The sequence below is a fragment of the Nitrosomonas marina genome, assembly GCF_900110145.1.
GTDB classification, from domain to species: domain Bacteria; phylum Pseudomonadota; class Gammaproteobacteria; order Burkholderiales; family Nitrosomonadaceae; genus Nitrosomonas; species Nitrosomonas marina.
In genome coordinates this window covers 187016-207521 of record NZ_FOCP01000001.1, presented here as the reverse complement: position 1 = coordinate 207521, position 20506 = coordinate 187016, and the positions used below count along the sequence as shown (strand labels likewise).

General features: G+C 47.4%; 18 protein-coding genes. 10 read left to right on the top strand and 8 right to left on the bottom strand.

The annotated features are described in order from the left end of the window. Window positions 1-252: 252 nt before the first annotated feature. The 3 genes from BMX44_RS00975 to BMX44_RS00960 all read left to right on the top strand — a co-directional run bounded on the left by BMX44_RS00975 (window position 253) and on the right by BMX44_RS00960 (window position 4901). A complete protein-coding gene (locus BMX44_RS00975; RefSeq protein ID WP_090627093.1) occupies window positions 253-1149 on the top strand; it encodes a hypothetical protein in 897 nt (298 codons plus the stop codon). 511 nt (window positions 1150-1660) lie between these two features. Further along, a complete protein-coding gene (locus BMX44_RS00965) occupies window positions 1661-3196 on the top strand; it encodes a SulP family inorganic anion transporter (protein ID WP_090627090.1) in 1536 nt (511 codons plus the stop codon). Window positions 3197-3446: 250 nt separating this feature from the next. After that, complete coding sequence (locus BMX44_RS00960) at window positions 3447-4901, top strand: eCIS core domain-containing protein (protein ID WP_143056859.1); 1455 nt, start codon at window positions 3447-3449, stop codon at window positions 4899-4901. 883 nt (window positions 4902-5784) lie between these two features. Here BMX44_RS00960 and BMX44_RS00955 read toward each other — a convergent pair. Further along, on the bottom strand, window positions 5785-6171 hold the full coding sequence (locus BMX44_RS00955) for an SPW repeat domain-containing protein (protein WP_090627086.1): 387 nt from the start codon (window positions 6169-6171) through the stop codon (window positions 5785-5787). Between the two features lie 163 nt (window positions 6172-6334). Between BMX44_RS00955 and BMX44_RS00950 the strand changes: the two genes are divergently transcribed. Continuing rightward, window positions 6335-7297, top strand: a complete 963-nt coding sequence (locus BMX44_RS00950; RefSeq protein ID WP_090627084.1) for a transposase — start codon at window positions 6335-6337, stop codon at window positions 7295-7297. Window positions 7298-7309: 12 nt separating this feature from the next. Next, window positions 7310-8107, top strand: coding sequence for a DODA-type extradiol aromatic ring-opening family dioxygenase (locus tag BMX44_RS00945; RefSeq protein ID WP_218143892.1), 798 nt, complete (start codon window positions 7310-7312; stop codon window positions 8105-8107). A 163-nt stretch (window positions 8108-8270) separates the two neighbouring features. On the opposite strand, the gene BMX44_RS00940 is transcribed toward BMX44_RS00945, so the two are convergent. Next, window positions 8271-9077 (bottom strand): formate/nitrite transporter family protein, encoded by an 807-nt coding sequence (locus BMX44_RS00940; protein WP_090627083.1) that lies wholly within the window; start codon window positions 9075-9077, stop codon window positions 8271-8273. Between the two features lie 358 nt (window positions 9078-9435). On the opposite strand from BMX44_RS00940, the gene BMX44_RS00935 reads away from it, so the two are divergent. Continuing rightward, window positions 9436-9891, top strand: coding sequence for a metallophosphoesterase family protein (locus BMX44_RS00935; protein ID WP_090627081.1), 456 nt, complete (start codon window positions 9436-9438; stop codon window positions 9889-9891). Between the two features lie 121 nt (window positions 9892-10012). Here the strand turns inward: BMX44_RS00935 and BMX44_RS00930 are convergent, their stop codons facing one another. From BMX44_RS00930 to BMX44_RS00920, 3 genes are read right to left on the bottom strand one after another with little or no spacing between them, the layout of a single operon-like run. After that, window positions 10013-11311 carry a cytochrome c gene (locus BMX44_RS00930; protein WP_090627080.1) on the bottom strand — a complete coding sequence of 433 codons (1299 nt, stop codon included), beginning with the start codon at window positions 11309-11311 and terminating at the stop codon, window positions 10013-10015. Further along, a complete protein-coding gene (locus BMX44_RS00925; RefSeq protein ID WP_090627254.1) occupies window positions 11308-12012 on the bottom strand; it encodes a c-type cytochrome in 705 nt (234 codons plus the stop codon). The genes BMX44_RS00930 and BMX44_RS00925 overlap by 4 nt, the downstream gene beginning before the upstream one ends. Before the next feature lie 16 nt (window positions 12013-12028). Further along, the gene (locus BMX44_RS00920; RefSeq protein WP_090627252.1) at window positions 12029-13657 is read right to left on the bottom strand and encodes an alginate export family protein; all 1629 of its coding nucleotides are present in this window, start codon (window positions 13655-13657) and stop codon (window positions 12029-12031) included. A 225-nt stretch (window positions 13658-13882) separates the two neighbouring features. Here BMX44_RS00920 and BMX44_RS00915 point away from each other — a divergent pair, with 225 nt between their 5' ends. Both BMX44_RS00915 and BMX44_RS00910 read left to right on the top strand, forming a co-directional pair. After that, entirely contained in the window at window positions 13883-15742 is a 1860-nt protein-coding gene (locus BMX44_RS00915) for a sigma 54-interacting transcriptional regulator (protein WP_090627078.1), read from the top strand. Between the two features lie 31 nt (window positions 15743-15773). Next, a complete protein-coding gene (locus BMX44_RS00910; RefSeq protein WP_090627076.1) occupies window positions 15774-16139 on the top strand; it encodes a hypothetical protein in 366 nt (121 codons plus the stop codon). A gap of 225 nt (window positions 16140-16364) precedes the next feature. On the opposite strand, the gene rlmD is transcribed toward BMX44_RS00910, so the two are convergent. Next, the gene (gene rlmD / locus BMX44_RS00905) at window positions 16365-17675 is read right to left on the bottom strand and encodes a 23S rRNA (uracil(1939)-C(5))-methyltransferase RlmD (protein ID WP_090627075.1); all 1311 of its coding nucleotides are present in this window, start codon (window positions 17673-17675) and stop codon (window positions 16365-16367) included. Window positions 17676-18108: 433 nt separating this feature from the next. Between rlmD and BMX44_RS00900 the strand changes: the two genes are divergently transcribed. Both BMX44_RS00900 and BMX44_RS00895 read left to right on the top strand, forming a co-directional pair. Beyond that, window positions 18109-18372, top strand: coding sequence for a hypothetical protein (locus tag BMX44_RS00900; RefSeq protein WP_090627073.1), 264 nt, complete (start codon window positions 18109-18111; stop codon window positions 18370-18372). 93 nt (window positions 18373-18465) lie between these two features. Continuing rightward, window positions 18466-19029, top strand: coding sequence for an NADPH-dependent FMN reductase (locus BMX44_RS00895; protein WP_090627072.1), 564 nt, complete (start codon window positions 18466-18468; stop codon window positions 19027-19029). A gap of 263 nt (window positions 19030-19292) precedes the next feature. Here BMX44_RS00895 and BMX44_RS00890 read toward each other — a convergent pair whose 3' ends face one another. Further along, entirely contained in the window at window positions 19293-19802 is a 510-nt protein-coding gene (locus BMX44_RS00890) for a DUF1269 domain-containing protein (RefSeq protein ID WP_090627070.1), read from the bottom strand. 269 nt (window positions 19803-20071) lie between these two features. After that, window positions 20072-20494: a ferritin-like domain-containing protein gene (locus tag BMX44_RS00885; protein ID WP_090627069.1), complete on the bottom strand. Its 423-nt coding sequence runs from the start codon at window positions 20492-20494 to the stop codon at window positions 20072-20074. Between the last annotated feature and the right edge of the window lie 12 nt (window positions 20495-20506).

Genomic DNA, 20506 nt, shown 5'->3' with positions numbered 1-20506 from the left:
ATGTATTTAACTAGGTATAAATTAATAAACAGACCTGACCATATGTGCTGCCTATTGAATATTTCTGGTGATGAAAGCTTTATATCTCACGTCTAAATGCTGGCTGGTTTTAAACAAAAAAAGAAACTCCAGCCCTGCAGCTCAGTGGCCGTTAATCAATGAATAGTTATTCAGTCATGTTCGGCGCTTTGTTCAGCGTGTGGCTAGTTTAAGTTTTATAAAATAATCACCCTTTTTAATGAGGAAGACCTTATGAAGCTACATATAAAACAGATTTTTATAATTGTAAGTGTAATTGGTTTCGTGACACTTGCCGGCCTGTTTACCGGAAAAACCCGGATGAATGAACAGCTCGCACTATCCATACCGTTAGCCAACGCGGCGATTAATCCATCACCGACAATCATTTCAGGCGCGTCACAAGACGTATTGATCGACAAAATCATCGTAGTCTCCGGTTTACGGAAACAGATTGATCATGTCGGCGAAAAATTATTAGAAGATATCCATCAGTCGTCTAAGAAACCCGATGATCCAATCCTTGTTGAGGAAATCGAAAAAATTGTTACGGAAATCTATAGACCTGAATTTTTTCTAAGTCAGCTTCGAAATTCGCTAAAACAGAATTTTAAGTACGCGCAATTGGAAACATTAGTCCAAATGTACAGCACACCTTTGATGCAGAAGATCACTCAAATCGAAAGTCGTGAGCTCGATCTCGGTGCGTTGGAAGTATTTATCGAAAACCTGGTCCGTACACCATTGTCAACAAACCGTTTGCGATTATTGCAGGATCTTGAAGCTGTCACGCGGACCACAGAATTTGTGACTGAGCTTTCAATCTGCACAAGACGCGCTTTGTTGATGGGGAAGGTAAACGGAGATACCGAAGCGATGAGTGCTTTTGATTCAAATATCAGCGCACAAAAAATAGAAATTCGAGATACAACCTATCAAGGCGTGATTTTCATCATGGCGTACTCATACCAGGAGCTAACCAATATGGAACTGAATGAATATATTCAATTTTATCAGACAGCCGAGGGAAAGCTTTTTATTACTGAAACGGTCGATACACTGATTGAAGCGTTTCAGGCCAAATCACTACAAACGGGCAGGCGTATCGCAGAATTGGCAATAGTAAAGTAAGTACTGTATTGATTTCTTTCTTTGGTTTGGTTGGCGTTCAACCGGAGTCAAATAGAGACAAATAGGAGAAATAAATAAGGGTCAAAAATAAGGGTCAAATCTGTTTATTGATAAAACAGGGTACTGATATTTTCTCATTGATGCCCCGTCTACCTTTGACGGGTATTTTATCCAGTGGATCCATTTCACATTTGGTGGAATTGGTAGTAGAGTAGAGAAAATATTAGTGAATAGGTTTAACCTTTCGTTTCATGCGAATGGTATATTGCGAAAGATGAGCAAGATGTCCATTTCAAGCGGTTTCTTCTGTTTCTGAAAATGAATGGTTGGACTGCGTGGATGTTCCGGCCCGCTGATATCAACGATCAAGTTGAGGTCCGTAGAATGATATTTTCTTGTTTGTGTCCCACCTGTTCTGATCGTTGTCATAGACAGGATACCCGATAGACACTTGGCAGAGCTGGTGCATTAGAAAGAGAATAAATTAATAAACAGGCTTGACCCTTTGGTTATGGAGTATTTCAAACAGACCTTTCACAAGGACCTTTTGTCCTCGATCGTAGTCTTTTTTGTTGCGTTGCCGCTTTGTATGGGGATCGCTATCGCTTCCGGTGTTCCTCCGATGCTGGGAATCATCACTGGCATCATCGGCGGTCTGGTCGTGGGTTTTTTTGCAGGTGCTCCGCTACAGGTCAGCGGTCCAGCAGCCGGTCTTACCGTACTCGTGTATGAACTTGTCCAAAGCCACGGTATAGAAATGCTAGGGCCAGTGGTATTGCTGGCCGGTTTTTTTCAGGTAATTGCTGGTTTTTTTAAACTCGGACAATGGTTCAGGGCGGTCAGTCCAGCAGTAATTCATGGAATGTTAGGAGGGATCGGAGTACTGATTTTCGCGAGCCAGTTTCATGTGATGCTGGACAGAGACCCCTATGGAAATGGTGTTCAGAATTTGATTTACATCCCTCATTCGCTTTTGAAAACATTTACTCCGGATGGACAAGGGTCGGAAGCTATCCTGGCTGGCGTTTTGGGTTTGGGAACATTTATCTTTATGTGGTGCTGGGAGTTTTTTAAGCGTAATCCACTAAGCATGATCCCCGCACCGCTTATTGCTGGTTTCGGGAGCACCTTGGTTACTCTGATTTTCGATCTGCCGGTAAAAAAAGTTTCCATTCCCGATTCGTTTGCGACTCTAATCACATGGCCTTCGATGGACAGGATGCTACAGGTTTTTCAACCCGATATTCTGCCATTTGTTTTTGGGCTTGCACTGATTGCAAGTGCCGAAACTTTGCTCTGCGCATCTGCATTGACCAAGATGCGTTTGGACGCCAAGGTTGACTATGACAAGGAATTATTTGCGCAAGGTGTGGGAAACACAGTGTGCGGCTGGCTTGGTACGCTTCCCTTGACGGGTGTGATAGTAAGAAGTTCTGCAAACATAAAGGCTGGTGGCCAAACCCGTGTAGCAGCAATTTGTCATGGAGCCTGGTTGTTGGTTTTTGTGCTGCTTTTTCCTCACCTGCTTCGATTCATTCCGATGGCATCACTGGCGGCCATACTGGTATTTACCGGATACAAACTGATCAACCCGGTAATCATCAAAAACCTTGCCAGATATGGCAGGCCTGCGCTCATCATCTATTTTGTAACCTTAACCGGAATAGTCGCGACAGATCTTCTGACCGGCGTGCTGCTAGGCGTGGGTGCATCATTGATTCGCCTGATATTCACCTTTTCGGCGCTAAGTATTGAGACAAAGGTCGATGAAGAAGAAAAACAAATCGATGTCCATTTGTCTGGAGCCGCTACCGTAGTTACGCTACCGAAGCTTGCGTCCACGTTGGAAAGCCTGCCAAAAGAGTATCATGTGATCGTCCACTTCAGTCGCTTGTTCTACATAGATCACGCTTGTATGGATTTTCTGGAGACTGAGCGGCTAAAAAGGGAAGGCGCAACGGGAGAGCTCGAGATGGATGCTTCCCGACTGCGCTTCACATACGACAGGTCGGAAAAAGGGCGATACCACTTGCCTGAAAAAAAATGACGGGAGATTGCGCAGCTACAAAAAAAGATCAAGTTTGTTCAATCGGAATGAAGCTAGGTTATTTTCTTGTTTGTGTCCCCCACATCACCTAAGGGTAGCAGATAAGACGCTAAACTTATTTGTACAGTTTGACAGGATTTTGGGTGTCTGATAATTTCAAGACTTGAAAAAGGCGTTTATTTTTCGTATATCCCATAGACGTGGCGGTTATTTGAAACTTCACAAACTGCCGCGCTGGAGAAACAAACTTATGCCTGATTTTGCATGGAAGCGTCGCTCCAAATCGCTCTTCAGTCGACGCCCGGTAGTTAAATGCTCTCCGTCCTATACCAGGCCAAAGCAGCAGGACGTGCGCCATCAACTGACCGACGGCGGTTTCCTGGATACCTCCACGCATCAAGCAAAACATGCCTCAGAAACTCATTCGAATAAACTTGAGCAAGAAGCTGATCAGGTTGCAGATATTGTGACCGGCAATAACCCTAACTCGGCGACAAGAATTCTTCAGCGGATGGAAAATGCCACTATTCCTGTAAATCCTTCTTCAAACATAATCGAGTCAGATGCTGTGTCACAGGTCGTTGAGCAAGCCCTGCAGCAACCCGGCCAACCCCTGGATAAAAAAACTCGCATTTTGATGGAATCGCGTTTTCGACAAAGCCTTGGCAATGTCTGTATTCATAATGACCAATCTGCAAATGACTCTTCTGAAGCAATTAATGCCAAGGCTTACACGGTAGGTCAGGATATTTTTTTTGGCGATGGTCAATATTCCCCCGAGACTCAATCAGGCCAACACTTGTTGGCGCATGAACTGACTCACGTTATCCAGCAGACCAGAGGTGGCAGAACCAATAATCCATCTGCCCATCGGGTCCAACGTCAGCCCAACAAAGATAAACAGGTTGATCCGGTAAAGAATATCAGGAAAGCGGTTGACTTGCTCAAGGGGCGGGATCCTAAATTGGTGCAAGAAATGCTTTCAAAAGCACCAGTAGATGGAAAAAGTCATAAAGTTCATACAGAGACGCACACGGATGGCAACGCGACTACGGTTTATGAATTTATGCTGGAAGTTAAAGTCGGTACCGCCAAAGGCGGTCATAGCAAAGCGGAGTTTACTGCCAATACCAATGCGAAAACAGGCGCAAATAACCAGAAAATATATGCTATGGAGATTGTCATCACGCCACATTTGGCCAAAGGCGATACGACCTATCTTTCACGTACGCTCTTCCACGAAGGGTTGCATATGCATTTATTCGTGGACCGTCAATTACCCTCCAATAGACAGTCTCAATTGCTTAAGGACCTACACGGATATTTCAGTTTTGTTCGTAACGAGAATGTGTATAAGGAATTAAAGAAACAGTTAATTACCTACATCAACGCACATTCATCAGTAAAAAGTCGACGCGTAGCGGAACCAGTCGCAGAGCACATCATCAATGGTGTGATTGAAGAAAAATTCATAAAGGATGAAACCGTCCGCAAAGGTGTCGAGCCAGCTTCCAACCTACAGCCAAGTGCATTAATGAAAGTGTACCTGAGTCTGGCGACACGATGGCTGCAATTCTATTTGCAAGATCGTCAAGTAGCCATTGGCGATGAGAATGACAATGAAAAACATGAACGGATGAAAGCTGAGATTGCCGACATGGCGAGGAAATTTATGTCGTTGTGGATTGCTTTGGACAATAAGTAATAGCCAGATCAGCTTCTAGCTTGCCGGACACCCGTTCGCTAAACTCTCGGTTGGACTTCCTCTTCAACAAACTAAGGCTCCCATGAGTGTAGTTTTCCTTGGTGTCAGTGCAACAAGGCGATTAGAGGATTAGGGTCAAGTCTATTTGTTAATAATATAAATATGATATGCATTTGTCTGCATGCTATCTACTGTTGATTGGCTTTTGTGAATTAAATGCGATCCAGACATTTTTGTGCATTGTTGTATATGCTACAAGCCCGTTAATGCCGGGTTTGCGTGTCAGAACAGGATTGTAAAAAACGCCATCGAATTTTGGAATTAAACCGCAGTATCTTGAACTATGGAATCGGTCAAAGGGTAGTTTCCGCTTTATACGGAATAAAGGCACATCACTTGTGGCCCATGCAAGAAATGGGGGAACGATGAAAGGATGTATAACAAGTGATGTGCCGAGGAGGTCTGCAGCATAACTTTATCTGTTCCAACCATCCGGCTACGCAGTCACGTTGCGCTGGTTGGTGCGGTCTTTTTTGCAGTAAAAGGAACACGCTTAATGAATGCAGGAGCAGTATAACTACAATTATTTGCAATTGCAAATAATTATGATAACTATTCTCAATTGTAAAAATAAGTGTTAAATCTGTTTTTAAATAATAGATCTATGAAGTTTTCTGGTTTGTGCCCACCTGCTTTTGATCGATGTCATAAACAAGATGCCCGATTGGCGCATGGCGGAATTGATGCAAAAATTTGGGAATGAATTAATACATAGACTTGACCATTAATTATTAGACTTGCTCATTAGTATTGGTTTTTAGTTTTAGTTATGTGGCTTTACCCGGAAAAGCACTGACCCGGGTAAAACCATGGTCGAATTGTCTTATTGTGTTTTTACTTTTTCAATACCGCCTCTTTGTCTGGGCTGGCCCTGATAGTCTGTGAGAATACCAACAGCGATAATCACAATACCCATGCCGATATAAAAATTTCTCGCGATTTCGTCAGTGGCAAAGCCAAAAATGAAAGGTAAGGCAATTAGTGAGGGTCCGACCAGGCGCTCAATCCAGCCATGAATGGTAAATGGAATCAACTTGACTATCCCAAAGGGAAAATCAGAAGTCAATGTAACAATCAAATGAACGACGGCCAGGCTATAAGCAAGAATTGCTGGTAACTCACTTAATCCTAATACTATTGGGGCGAGTAAAAATATAACAACAGTCAAAAAATCAAGATAACCGTGTGTACGTGGTGAAATTACTTTCATGTGAATTCTCCTGTATTAATTCGTGGTCACTCAAAGTTGCCACATTTGGTACGTTAATACAGTTCTGCCATCGGCGTCTGTTAGCTACAAAACACTAACTCCTCTAAAGGAATTAGGGTCAAGTCTGTTTATTTATAATAAATTTTATGGTATTTTTTCGTTTATGTCCCGTCCGCTAAGAATTGAATACCCAAACGCCTGGTATCATGTAATGAACCGGGGAGCAGGTTATCGCAATATTTTCAGCAGCGATACGCACCGTATGTTTTTTTTGGAATTGCTGTTTCAGATAAGCAAGATGTTTCGTGTAGAAATTCACGGATTTTGCTTAATGGATAACCATTATCACTTATTGGTCCATACGCCTGAAGGTAACCTGCAACGGGCGATGCGGCATCTGAATGGTGTTTACACGCAACGCCATAACCGTTTGGAAGCTACCGACGGTCCATTATTTCGCGGGCGCTACAAGGCAATCCTTATCGAACCGGATGCTTATTTGTTAAATGTAAGCCGGTATATTCATTTGAATCCTGTTGTAGCCGGTATGACTTCTTCAGCCAAAATGTACCAATGGTCCAGCTACCGGTTTTATATAAGTACTACAGCAATGCCGAAGTGGCTGCATACAAATTTTTTACTGAATATGCTAGGGCGGCAGCAACGGCGGAGATCTTACCGGTTATTTGTTGAAAAGGGCGTTGATGAAGAAACGCAGCTGTTTTATAGCAAAAATAAATTACCCGCTGTAATGGGCAGTGACAGTTTCAGAGAATCAATTTGTTCCAGGTTGCCAGTCAATGCGGAAATACCGGAAATAAAGAAACTCAGACCAGTTCCCTCAATCTCAGCCATTATCCAGGCTGTTTCACTTGTATTTGCCTCTCCTGAAAAAGAAATATTGCAGGCGGTACGGGGGCGTGGAATGAAGAATCACGCGCGGTCTGCAGGAATTTATTGCTGCCGTAAATTTGCAGGCTTGTCACTGAATGAGATAGCAACAGCCTTTGGCTTCAGTCACTATGGCAGTGTGTCAGGTTCGGTCGCCAGATTTGAGCGGCAGATTTGTGAAGATGCAGGGTTGACAGAATTGGTGCACGAGGTAGAGAAGAAAATTAATGAATAGATTTGTTTTAGCATGATGACATTGCCCAAATCCCTGTATATATCCCATGGCGGAGGGCCGTTGCCATTGCTGGGAGATCTGCGGCACGATGAAATGGTGGCATACCTGCAGCGTATTGCTGAAACCATGCCCAGGCCGGAGGCGATAGTGGTGTTCAGCGCGCATTGGGAAGAACAGGTCCCTACAATTACCGCGGCAAGAAATCCACCATTAATTTACGACTACTACGGGTTTCCACCTGGGTCATATCAAATTCAATATCCGTGTCCAGGTGAGCCTGCATTGGCTGGGGAAATATTCCGTTTGTTTGCAAACGAGGAAATCGATGCGCGCCTGGACGAAATCCGGGGATTCGATCATGGCGTCTTTGTCCCTCTCAAGATCATGTATCCCGATGCTGACATGCCGTGTGTCCAGGTTTCTTTGGTTAACACACTGAACCCCTCCCGGCATATTAAGATCGGATCCGCGTTGAGGGATCTGCATAAACAGAATGTGCTGGTCATGGGTTCCGGTTTCTCTTTTCATAATTTGAAAACTTTTTTTGCGCCTGATACCGTGGAACCAGACCAGCTTAACGAAAAATTTGAGAATTGGCTGCAGACCGTTTGTGTTGATAGGGGGTACTCAGAGGAGCAGAGAAGTGAATTGCTGGTTCTATGGGAAGAGGCGCCCGGTGCGCGTTATTGCCATCCGAGAGAAGAGCACCTTTTGCCATTGCATGTGTGCTACGGCGTGGCAAAGACACCTTGTACAGAGAGATATGGGCTGACTATCATGAACAAAAAATCGAGCATGTATGCATGGTGAGCTGTGTGCTTTCAACGGCAAAAAAACAAACTCGTTTGTTAATGATAGCAAATCCTTGTTTTTATTAAATATTTCATGTGCGGTTAATTTTTCTGCCAAGTATTGCTACTGATACATTTTGAGTTTTAAAGATTACAGGCTGGGTATGGGTTGTATAGCGTCATTAATAAGATTTCTTTTTGCGGGTATTATAAGCCCAATACAGCATAAAACCGGTAAAGAGCATGCCACCGACAATATTACCGGCAATGACCGGTAAACCATTCCATAACCACCAGTCGGCAATTGTGATATTTCCGCCCAGCATGATGCCGGCTGGAATTAAAAACATATTGACAATGGCGTGTTCGTAGCCCAGGGCAAAGAAAGTCATGATGGGTAGCCACATGGCCGCGATTTTTCCAGTTGTAGTGGTTGATGTGAGGGCCATGACAGCGCCCAGTGTAACCATCCAGTTGCATAACAGTGCACTGGTAAAGGCTGTGATAGTGCCAACAAAACCGTATTGTGCGTAACCCAGTGTTTTGTTCTCAGCGATATCGATCAGACGTTGTGCAGCGGCAATCGTTGTCGGATCAATTTGTCCCATTTTCGTTGTGACGATCGTATAAAGAAAGGCATAGCTGACTCCGCCGACCAGGTTGCCGATTAATACCCAGTACCAGTTATAGAGTAAAGCGCCGATATGTGTTCGCCTATCTTTGACAGCGATCGGTATAAGTGCAATATTACCTGTTGCCAGTTCAAGGCCAAGCAATACAATCATGACAAAACCAACCGGAAAAATCAGGGCGCCGACAATACCGAGACCGGTTTGTGTTGCCGCCAGAATGGCCAGTGTTGTAGCATAACCGAGAAAAGCGCCGGCAAGAAAACCACGCAATAACAGATTCTTGACCGATAAGCCGGTTTTACTGGCGCCAGTCTGCAGCATGTTTTCAACGATTTCTTCCGGCTTGACATAGGCCACGATTTTTTCTCCTTTTAGTCGGTTGATTTTTTTTGTTTTTGGATGTCGAGTAAAAATTGTGCTGCTAGTGATATACAAGAAACTGTCCATGCGCGTCAGCGTGATGCATACGTGGTCCAGTCAGTCTGCGTAGTATGGCTCCTTTTAGATGTTGAAAAACAGTAGTGACTGGTAAATCGATATGCTTATCAAGTGATATCAAATCTGTTGATTAATAATAAAAATATGATATGTTTACTTTTATACCATGTCCATTATTGATTGAAAGATTGATAAAATCCGGATTTGGATCAAAGATCTGATCCAGCTAATGTCTGAAGTAGAGAATATAATTAATAAATAGACTTGACCCTAAAAAATGATAATCGGCGTCATCTCGGATACCCATGGTCTTGTTCGTCCGGAAGCTTTGGAATATCTTTCCGGTTCAGATATCATCGTACACGCGGGCGACATCGGGTCGGGCGATGTCATTCGGGATTTGCGGAGTGTCTGCCCTGTCGTTGCCATTCGTGGGAATATTGACAGGGGAACGTTCGGAGATCAGTTCCCAAAGACTGAATTGGTGGAAGCGGATGAAAAATTGATTTACATGATTCACAATATTGATGAAATCGATCTCGACCCGGTCGCAGCAGGATTTGATGCTGTTGTCTTCGGGCACTCACATATGCCCAGCTCCGAAATCAGGGAGGGAGTGTTGTATTTCAACCCGGGCAGCGCTGGTCCCCGTCGGTTCAGGTTGCCTGTAGCGCTTGGAAAGCTCTATATCAGCAAATCGGGAATAGCCCATGAAACGCAGCTAATAGCATAAAGGCTGAATTTCAGTGTATTTGGCTAAAAACCATATGAAAATATGGTGCTTCAAATCCTGAAACACCTGCGATTCACACTGGTTTCCGAAGATCCAGCGCCCGTCCGTGATGTTTCAAACATCACTCAACTCCGATACGCCTGCTCTGTTCCACGTCATACACTGTGACTCTGTCCGCGCTGTTACCCCAGGCGTTTCTGATATATGACACCAGATTCGCGATCTCGTAGTCGTGCAGAATCTGCTGAAAAGGCGGCATACCGTAAGGACGCGGGTTCCCTTTGGTCGTGGCAGGGTAACCGCCTTCCAGAATGCTGCGAATGGTATTGAGCGGTGATGTCATGACTACGCCGCGGTTTCCTGCCAGCGGCGGGTAAATACCTGGCACGCCTTCTCCCGAGACGCCGTGGCAGTCCTGGCAGTGGGTTTGATACAGTTGCTCTCCATGCATCAGGCTGCTGTATGCGCTGATCGGCGCAGGTGCGGCCGAAGCCGCCGCATAATCCGATTTGCTGTCCGATATGGATTGCAGGTACTCAGCCATGGCGCGCAGGTCCTCCTTTGAAAGATGCTGCAGGCTTTGCCGGATAATCGTAGCCATCGGCCCTGAAGCCACCGCGCGGTCTGTAATGCCGATGGACAGCAGCGCCACAATTTCATCAATGGTCCAGTCACTGCTGCCGGCCTCGAGATGCGATGTCAACGAGGGCGCGTACCAGTTCATGCCCATAATCTGTCCGCCGGCCAGTTCATTGTCCGCACCCCCGAGCAGGCTGCGGTTGGTATGGCAGGCATTACAGTGTCCCAGCCCCTGTACCAGATAAGCGCCGCGGTTCCACTGTGTTGTTTTCGATGAGTCGGGTACATACTCGCCAGGGGTGAAGTACAGCGCGCGCCAGATATGCAGCAGTGGCCTGAAATTATACGGAAAACGAATGGCATGTGGCGGGTTGGTTTGCCTGATTACGGGCAGCGACTGCAAATAGGCAAATATCGCGTTGGCGTCCTGCCGGGTCACTTTGGTGTATTCGGTGTAGGGAAATGCAGGATAAAGCAACTGGCCATCGGGCGATTTGCCTTCATGCAAAGCCTGCCAGAAATCCGCTTCGGTCCAGTTACCGATTCCCGTCTCTTCATCGGGTGTGATATTAGGTGTGACGAAAACGCCAAATGCGGTGGTCAGGCGGCGTCCGCCTGCAAACGGTTGTCCGCCGCGAGCGGTATGGCATCCCATGCAGTTACCGGCGCGTGTCAGATATGCGCCGCGCTGCTGCTGCGAATCAAGTCCGGCACGATCGAACGGATCGTCAAAATCACCATATGCAGCGGTGCCTGTTGCAAGAAACAGCAATACAGTGCCCGTTACCAAATGCGCAGCCAGCTTTTCAAGTCTGTCGGTCAAGGTTGTGAAATCGTTCATGATGAAATCTCCGCTTCAACAATACTGCTGCAACGATGCGCCAGTTCGGGGGACAGGCTTCCCGCCGGTTCCGGGCTGTCGGATGCTTCCTGAATTGACAACCACTTTGCAATCGCGATGATTTCGCGGTCTGTCAGCTTTTCCGCTATCTTCGACATACAGTCGGATACCTGGCCACGAACCAGTCCACCGTTGCGCCAACTGCCAAACTGAGCGGACAGATACGCACGCGGCAAACCCAGCAGCCCTGGAATAAAAGGCGCTTTTCCCATCAATGCGCGGCCGTGGCAGTCGCTGCATGCCGGAATATCCCTGTCAGAATCACCTGAAAAAATCATCATTTCGGCCATTTCACGTTCATCAGGCTGCAAGTTGTGCCGTTCCGGCTGATACGCCGGCAGCGACTGCGCTGAAAAATAACGCGCGATATCCATCAGGTAGTCGTCGGGCATATTCTCCAGCAGTATGGCCATTGGTTGATAATGGCGCCGACCGTCCCTGAAGTTGCGTAACTGGTTGTACAGATAGCCCACGGGTTTGCCGCCTATGCGCGGATAGTAAACATGCTGCTCGGCACGGTCTGATTCACCATGGCATATCGTGCAGGATTTAACGCGCTCTGACATGTCGTCAGGCGAGTTGCTTGCAGCATTTGCTGTGGTTGCGATAAGAAAAAAAACTGTCAAAATAAACTGTATCATGTCAAAAGAATCCTTGTCAGAATCTGAAATTATACTGCACATAAAACAGATCGGAATTGATGCCGGGTCTCTGGTTTTTGATGAAATCTCCGGAAAACAGTTTCGAGTAGCCGACAATGACGTCATGATGGCGTGCAATATGAAAATTAGCCAGAAAATCGATGCCGTCGCCGATATGACTGCCGGACTGCCCCGTCGGGTCTCGCAGCAGCGGAACGCCGCCTGCGTTGTACAGGAAATCGCGTTCGTTTGCCAGGTAATAGCGATGATATTGTCCGATGAATGTAAACCAGGGCTGCGGTTTTAAGGTGACCTGCGCATTGATATCGTGGACATTCTGCCTGCCGACCAGATCGATATAGCCGAGATAGTAGTGGCCGAATGGGAACAAATGGTTGAATGTGTTGCTTCTGCCATCCTGCGGGTTACTGTCTCCGGATGCGAAGTCGTAACGAATCCAGATATTCGGGTTCATCGGGAGTGGCAGCTGATAGCCAACGCCTGTCGCCACGGCAAATGCCGACACGTCCAGCCCGGACCGCTCGCCAAATTGATACATGCCCTCCAGCTCATACAGAATGCGATCGAAATTTCCCGCCAGCCTTCCACCCAGCGTATGGACAATTGTATCGCCCCGCGTGATGTTACCCGCTGCTATATTTGCGTCGGACACGGTATGCCTGTTATCCAGTCCTAAATAATACAAATCGATCAAATGATCCGGTCGTGGTTTGATGGTCCCCCAGAGGCCCCAGAAATTCTGTTTTGTATCCCAGTTATCGAAGTCCCCCTTTTCGGTGCGCATGGGACGGACCCAGAATGCATCCAGATCAATCGTGTCACTGCGCCAGAAAGTCTTGACACCCTGGAATGTGCGCCGCGTATTTGCCCAGTCCAGCGTGGAAATCAAACGCTGGGAACCGTAGAGCAGTTCCTGGCGGCCAACCCGTACATAAACCGGCCCATTGACATCGGCTACCTTGATGTCTGCAAACAGATTCAGCATGTCTGTATGATTTCTGTCAATTCCCGATGGTGCGAGTTCGGGATCAAATGATCGCGCATCGATAAATTCGGCGAACAGGCGCACGCGGTCCCGATACCACAAATCGGCATGAAGGCGCGTCCTGATCAGGTGGTAATCATTATTCAGTCCGTTTTCGTTCAGACGGGAATCGGTTTCATGCATATACCGATACCAGAAGCTGCCGCCAAATGACAAAAGCCAGTCGTCCGCGATCGGGATCCGCTTGACTGGATCGAAGATATCTGTTTCGTGCCCCGGTTTCTCGAGATAACGGAAATCGATATCGAACTGGGGCGTTGTCATTAAACCAAATCGAGGGTAGGGAGACACTGGCGGTTGTGACTGTTTGTTTCCGGTCAGCAAATCAAGAATTGAATAATATCCTGCCTGGGGCGTCGCCGGGCGCGAAAACATACCCGGTTTGGGCGGTGAAGTGACGGGAGGAACATTGCTCCAGTCGGTGTTAGTTTTATTCTGTTCTGTTTCAGTACCTGGTGCGGTGTTCGCGAAATTCGGTTGCGAGGCCAGGATTGCGATACCGGTCAGCCAACATAGCAGTGAATAATGCGCGAATGCAGCGCCGGTCGATCGTGTAATGCGTCCTTCAGTTGTTTGCATAAAAAATATTTCCTTTGAATGATGATGACAATAGAAGCCATTGGTGATCGCGTGTTTGATAAAAAACTGCAAAGGGTGAAAATTTTTTTCATGCAATAGATCTATCAATAATCGTGCCAACTATTAATTCATTGATTAATAATAAGTTTAATTAAAATAACAGTATCAAAAAGTTATGAATCACAAATTTTTGTGATAAGATTCGCAAAAATTTGTGATTTGGTGATGGTTAATTTTGATTTGTGCTTCCGGCATTCACCGTTGTTTGCAGCGATTGTCGATGAAACATGCGTTTGTTGCGATATCAATACAGTCTGGCGAGAATATCTGGGGTTGCCGGCTACCGATGATGTCGTATCATACCCATTCGAGGCATTATTCAACCGGCAGAACGATACCGTGCTTGCCCGGCAGATTATGCATGTTATACAGAACGGCGCTGCAATAAACGGCAGGCCGGTATCACTTTGCCGGCAGCAAAGGGAACAGTGTGATGCCGCTACTACGGGGCTTCAGGGTATGCTGTCGGCCTGGCGCGTAGAACAGGCCGGCGGCGAGCGATATTACGCGTTGCTGGTGTTTGCCGAGACATCAGAATACAGTCGTGCGGTCGCCAAGCTCAAGCAGTTGCAAAAAACGCATGAGCTGATTCTCAACGCGGTAGGGGAAGGGATTTACGGTGTCGATGCGCGGGGTAATACAACCTTTGTCAATGAGGCGGCGACCCAGATTCTGGGATGGCGTGCCGAAGATGTTATCGGAAAGTCGCTGCACGATATTCACCATCATTCCTATCCGGACGGCAGGCCGTACCCAAGCAGCGAATGCCCGATTTATCGCGCATTTACAGATGGCGAAATACACCGCGGAGATGACGAATTTTTCTGGCGCACAGACGGTACGCCGGTTCCCGTTGAATATACCAGCACACCTATTCGCGAGAATGGTGAACTGAAAGGGGCGGTTGTTGTCTATCGGGACATTACAGAGCGAAGAAAAAACGAGCAGCAGCGTGAAGCAGCCTATCTGGAGATAAAAAAACTGAAGGAACTGCTGGAACGGGAACGTGATTACTTGCGCGATGAAATCAATATCACGGCTAATTTTGGTGAGATTATCGGTAAAAGCCAGGCTTTGATGCGCACGCTGGCCCAGATAGAGGCCGTTGCCAAAACCTCGACCAGCGTTCTGATATTGGGCGAATCGGGTGTCGGCAAGGAAATGATTGCACGCGCGATCCATGCCAACAGTTCCCGGGCCGATAAACCGCTTGTTAAGGTTAACTGCGCTTCTGTTCCCAAAGAGCTTTTTGAAAGCGAATTTTTCGGACATGTGCGCGGTTCGTTCACAGGTGCGCATCGTGACCGGGTAGGCCGGTTGCATCTGGCTGATGGTGGAACGCTGTTTCTGGACGAGGTGGGCGAGATTCCGGTGGATCTGCAGGGAAAGCTGCTGCGGGCTTTACAGGAACAGGAGTTCGAACGTGTGGGCGACGACAAAACGATTAAAGTGGATGTTCGCATTGTTGCGGCGACAAATCGTGATTTGAAAGCGGAAGTCGAAGCCGGGCGCTTTCGTATGGATTTATATTACCGGTTGAGTATTTTTCCTGTCGAAGTGCCGCCATTGCGCGAACGAATCGATGATATCGGACCGCTGGCCATGCAGTTTCTGAAAAATATCTGTCAGGAATTCGGCCGCGAGCCGCTCAAACTGACTCGCCAGCAGCTTGACCAGCTAAACAGCTACGACTGGCCGGGCAATATCCGGGAACTTAAAAATATTATTGAACGGGCAGTTATTCTTACAAAGAATCAAAGGCTCAGGCTGGATCTTGCAATGCCTGATCATATTCGACGGAACAGGCCGATCGGCCAATTATCTGCCAGGCCGGGAGAAAAAACAAAACTTCTAACCGATGCGGATTTTCGTGAGCAGGAGAAAATGAACATGATCGCCGTACTCAAAAGTACAAACTGGCGTATTTCCGGTACGGATGGCGCCGCAGAACTGCTTGGTGTCAAGCCGTCCACGCTGGCCTACAGAATGAAGATATATCGTATCAATAAAGCCGATTATCCGTGAGTGTTGCTGATAGACAGCTGAGGAGAACAGGATGAAAACGAGATTCGAACTGCCTGAACCCGACGCATTCGAACCGCTTTATGATGTACTGGAAAAAATAGCGTTGGAACGGCAATTAAGGCCTGTGCAGATAATCTCGGGTGAGTTGTTGCGCATCGTGCGCGATGATCGCGCATGTGACGGGGCCAGGACGATTGACGTGGACGTGTATCACGTTTCTTCGGAAACAACCGGACTAACCATTTACTATGTATTCGCCATTAACCGCTCGATGCGCGTGGTTGCGTTGATGTTCAAATCGGTTCTCGATCAGGAAGAGCAAAAAATATTCGATAATCTCAAATCGCTGGGGAGATACAACGAAGCGATTCATTATTTGTCTGAAAATACATTCTAGTACTCTATCAATATGATATTGCCAGGTACAGCGTTGCCGTGGTGTTATGGAGCAAGGCAGGAATAGAATATTCTATCTTAATCAGTTCTGTACGTGCCGGGTGGCGTGCGACATGCCAAAGCATGAATGGTTTACACGTTTTGGGCGAGGCATATTCGCGCACATGTTTTCAATACTGATCGATGGCCGAAGTTTGCGGTAAACGAGATGAATGCAGAAATCGTTTTATGGGCGTTCAAACACCGCAATTGATTCTATATGTGATGTATGCGGAAACATGTTCATGACGCCCGCTGCTCTGAGCTGGTAACCTTGATCATGGACCAGTATCTGCGCGTCGCGCGCCAGCGTGGAAGGCTTGCACGATACATACACGATACGTCGCGGTGCATGATTGCCTGCCAGCGATTTGACCAGCGCGACTGCGCCATCGCGCGGCGGATCGATCAACAGCTTATCGAAATATTCCAGGCTGGTATAGCTCTCCGGTGTCATTTCAAACAGATTCATTGCTACAAAACGGGTGCTGGCGGACAGGCCGTTAATCGCCGCATTCTGCTGTGCGCGTTCTACCAGTGCGTCATTGCCTTCGATACCAGTGACTGTTGCGCCGCTGCGTGCGATCGGTAGGGAAAAATTGCCGAGGCCACAGAAAAAATCGCCAATGTGTTCGCCTGGTTGCGGTTCGAGTAGACGTACCGCGCGACCGACCATGACCCGGTTTATCGCGCCGTTGACCTGGGTAAATTCGGTGGGTGCAAATGGTATGATCACATTGAACTCCGGCAGGCTGTATGACAACTGTGCTGCTTCCAGCGGGTGAAACGGATAAATGCTGTCCGGGCCTTTGGGTTGCAGCCAGAACTGAATCCGGTGCTCATCCGCGAAATCGCGCAGCAGTTGCTTGTCGGTATCGGCTAACGGTTGCATAATGCGCAGGACCAGAACGTCAATATCATCACCCGATGCGACTTCGATCTGCGGCAGCCGGTCGCGAATCGACAGCTGATCAATGGCGGCTGCGAGGTCGGGCAGCAGGCTGGCTACTCTGGGTGTCAGAATCTCGCAGTGCTGCATATCAGTGACAAAACTGCTGTGTCTTTCATGGAAACCGATCAGCGTTCTGTCCTTGCGCTGGACATAACGTACCGAAATACGCGCGCGTTGCCTGTAGCCCCAGCTGCTGCCGTAAACTGGCGGCAGAATCACATCCGGCTTGACTTTGCCGATATGCGCGAGGGTGTCTTCCAGAATACGCTGTTTAACGGCTACCTGGGTCACTGCATCCATATGCTGCATGGAACAACCGCCGCAAACACCATAATTCCGGCATCTGGGTTTAACACGCATCGGTGATTCATGCCCTATCTGGTCAACCTGCGCCATTTCGTAGGATTGCCTGCGCTTAAACGTTTGATATGTCACTGTTTCGCCGGTTAATGCGCCTTCGATGAAAATGACCTTGCCGTTTTGTCGTGCGACGCCACGACCTTCCTGATCCAGTGACTCTACGGTGATTTCATTCTGTTTCTTCATAGAATTGTGCCAAATATTGATCTGCCGAATTGCCTGTGAGTCGGCTGCGCTTATCGTTGACGTATCTGCGGTTTATTCGTGCGTTCTAATGCATGCTGAATATCTGTTTTTTTGTGTTTGATTCTGATGTTACACGGCGTGTTGGTGGTAAAGAAGCTATAAGCAAAAGGACGAGATGTAGAACATATATTCGACATACCTGAAATTTTATCTGCTTTGTCCGAAAAGGCCAATGTTGTTGTTTGCTGCCGGTCTCTGTAATGTGGAAGATCCTGCTTTCTCGAGTTTCTGCACCAATGAACAGGCTGTCAATTTTCTTGACATTGCCTGTTCTCAAGCGTATTTTTCCTTTAGTATGTTGTGGAATCTGCTGTATTTCATAGCTATTTTTTCTGCCTCTGCATCTTGAATTGAGAGGTTCAAGATAAGAGCTGTGCTTGCGACTGAAGCCGCAGTATTTCTCGAGCAAAATATGATTCAGCAACTCAATACAGATGGTATGCCGCTGCGCGTGCTGTTGCCACCGAATCTTGGTGCCGACCGGGCAGAAGTCAGAGTGTTTCGGGTATTTTATGAAGGTCCGGAATCCGCCTCGGTAGCCTTGGTGGCGCCCGCTTCAAGCGATCTTGTCTGGCCAACTGGACTGGGGGAAGGTGACCGTAACGCCATAAAGGGATATAGGGATATGCAGCGTTGATTGTGGCCGGACATGCGGGAGTACTGAGACAGTATTGCTACAGATCAAGCAGCAATTTGCTGAAAACGGGTGTAGGTTAACCAGAGAGGACTTGTGAACAGAATCGTCGGTATTTCGGGTAGTCTGCGTAAAGGTTCGCTGAATACTGCCTTGCTGCGGGCAGCAGCAAAGCTGACACCAGCGGATGTTGAGCTTGAAGTTGTCACGCCCGCAAATATTCCGCTGTATGACGGTGATCTCGAGGCTGAGAAAGGAGTTCCGCGCGCTGTTGTCATGTTGCAGGATAAAATCGCCAAATCCGATGGTATTTTGCTGGCCACACCTGAGTACAATCATTCGATACCGGGTGTTTTTAAAAATACCATCGACTGGTTGTCGCGGCCGCCAGAAACAATTGCAAAAGTATTCGGCGGGCGTCCGGTTGCTGTTATTGGGGCAACGCCGGGCGGTTTCGGTACAGCTTTTTCACAGAATGCCTGGCTTCCTGTGCTCAAGAGACTGGGCACGCGTCCCTGGTTTGGTGGGCAGCTAATGGTCTCAAGAGCGCAGCAGGTTTTCGATGAAGCCGGTGAATTAACCGATGAAACTGTACGGGATCAGCTTGAAGCGTTCCTTGATGGATTTGTAAGTTTTATTCAATCCGGTAATCAACGGTAAAACGTCGGTGCCGCCTTCCTAATGACCGCAATTGAGCGCGTACGTAGCAAATGCAACCTTGATTCGTAGAATCTGGCCAGAGCTGGCAGCAGGTACGCAAGCCTTTGACCGAATAAGATCAACAAGATGGCAGATGTCTAGGCATCTGTCAGAAAGATCAAAAAACATGCTGATGGTATACTGTTCGCCCTCGCTTCACAATTGCAGTGAGTAGCGGGAGCGAACGACCTGCCGTCTATCGGGCACTGTCAAAGCAGCATGACTTATGGAAACGCGGGTATTCTCGGCTCGGTCTGCTCGACTTCGACCTGCGGTATATGTTGCTTGATTAATGCTTCTATCTGATCAACGCGTTCAGATGCAACATCCGCCAATACCAGAAATTCTCCTGCTTCAATAGCATCTTCAAATTCCTTAATGCGGCGATTGCCGACACTCATGCCGACCATGCCGCCCGCCCATGATCCAACGCCAGCGCCCACAAGCGTAGTGGCGAGTAAAACGCCGCCGGCAATAACGGTTGATGCGGGTGGCAATGCCACGGCAACCAGTCCTGCAAGCAGGCCGGTCGCACCGCCCAAAGCAGCACCCTGCTCAACGGCAGGAACAAAGTCGCTTTTTTGTAGCAGGTTGGCCTCGGGGAGATCTTCCAGCGGGGTGCCGCGTTTTGCGATGACATGAATATGCTTTTCCTCGACCTTGGCCAGTAGCAATTCCTCGACAATTTTTCTGGTGACGGAAAGATTCGGAACAAGAAAATAAATTCTGCGCATGATGTTTCTCCTTAGAAATTAGGCAAGCTGGAACTCAAAAAAACAATTAAGATACTTTTCTCGTTTTGCCTTGCCGTTCGTAAGAGCATTTGCTGATTATCCATTATTGTAATGGTATAAACACCAGACTATGTATTTCAGTGTATCAAAACAGATTAGGCAAATATATACGTGTTAATACGTATATGGTTTGATACACGTTTTGAAGCTCGCTGGCCGCTTATCGCTCGCTGCTTTTTTGTAAATCATGGGATATTTTCCGGCTGGGATTACTTCTTTTGCCGGACGTGGCGCTCAAGGCATCGCTGAAAGGCCGGCAAATGACGTTGCTGTGATGCTTCCTGAAGGTTCTGCAATACTGCCAGGATGTCCGGCCGTTCTGTTGCTTTCATTAACCGGTCATACATTTTGCTATTGGCGATTTCGCCAGCCACAGCGGCTTCGCAGGCGGTTTGTATGCTGGCGAAGCGCTCCACTTTGCCGGGCCACGAATTATCGGGAATTGGCAGATTGTATTGTGTAAACAGCGTGTGCAGCGCTGCGATATGCCTTTCTTCCGCTGCGCGAATATTGCTAAAAGGCTGTATCGTTCCAAAATCGGCGATTACCTGATCATAGACAGACCAGGCCATGTATTCATCATCCAGCGCCTCGTTCAGTGCGCTGATTTCAATCTCGGTCAGATTGTGCATAACTAAGCCTCC

Excerpts from the sequence above, each read along its gene's own strand:
- BMX44_RS00925 (WP_090627254.1), bottom strand. The coding sequence starts at position 12,012 with ATGATACAGTTTATTTTGACAGTTTTTTTTCTTATCGCAACCACAGCA.
- BMX44_RS00920 (WP_090627252.1), bottom strand. The coding sequence starts at position 13,657 with ATGCAAACAACTGAAGGACGCATTACACGATCGACCGGCGCTGCATTC.
- BMX44_RS00915 (WP_090627078.1), top strand. The coding sequence starts at position 13,883 with ATGGTTAATTTTGATTTGTGCTTCCGGCATTCACCGTTGTTTGCAGCG.
- BMX44_RS00955 (WP_090627086.1), bottom strand. The coding sequence starts at position 6,171 with ATGAAAGTAATTTCACCACGTACACACGGTTATCTTGATTTTTTGACT.
- BMX44_RS00950 (WP_090627084.1), top strand. The coding sequence starts at position 6,335 with ATGTCCCGTCCGCTAAGAATTGAATACCCAAACGCCTGGTATCATGTA.
- BMX44_RS00910 (WP_090627076.1), top strand. The coding sequence starts at position 15,774 with ATGAAAACGAGATTCGAACTGCCTGAACCCGACGCATTCGAACCGCTT.
- BMX44_RS00885 (WP_090627069.1), bottom strand. The coding sequence starts at position 20,494 with ATGCACAATCTGACCGAGATTGAAATCAGCGCACTGAACGAGGCGCTG.
- BMX44_RS00930 (WP_090627080.1), bottom strand. The coding sequence starts at position 11,311 with ATGAACGATTTCACAACCTTGACCGACAGACTTGAAAAGCTGGCTGCG.
- BMX44_RS00945 (WP_218143892.1), top strand. The coding sequence starts at position 7,310 with ATGATGACATTGCCCAAATCCCTGTATATATCCCATGGCGGAGGGCCG.
- BMX44_RS00935 (WP_090627081.1), top strand. The coding sequence starts at position 9,436 with ATGATAATCGGCGTCATCTCGGATACCCATGGTCTTGTTCGTCCGGAA.
- rlmD (WP_090627075.1), bottom strand. The coding sequence starts at position 17,675 with ATGAAGAAACAGAATGAAATCACCGTAGAGTCACTGGATCAGGAAGGT.
- BMX44_RS00960 (WP_143056859.1), top strand. The coding sequence starts at position 3,447 with ATGCCTGATTTTGCATGGAAGCGTCGCTCCAAATCGCTCTTCAGTCGA.
- BMX44_RS00965 (WP_090627090.1), top strand. The coding sequence starts at position 1,661 with ATGGAGTATTTCAAACAGACCTTTCACAAGGACCTTTTGTCCTCGATC.
- BMX44_RS00975 (WP_090627093.1), top strand. The coding sequence starts at position 253 with ATGAAGCTACATATAAAACAGATTTTTATAATTGTAAGTGTAATTGGT.
- BMX44_RS00890 (WP_090627070.1), bottom strand. The coding sequence starts at position 19,802 with ATGCGCAGAATTTATTTTCTTGTTCCGAATCTTTCCGTCACCAGAAAA.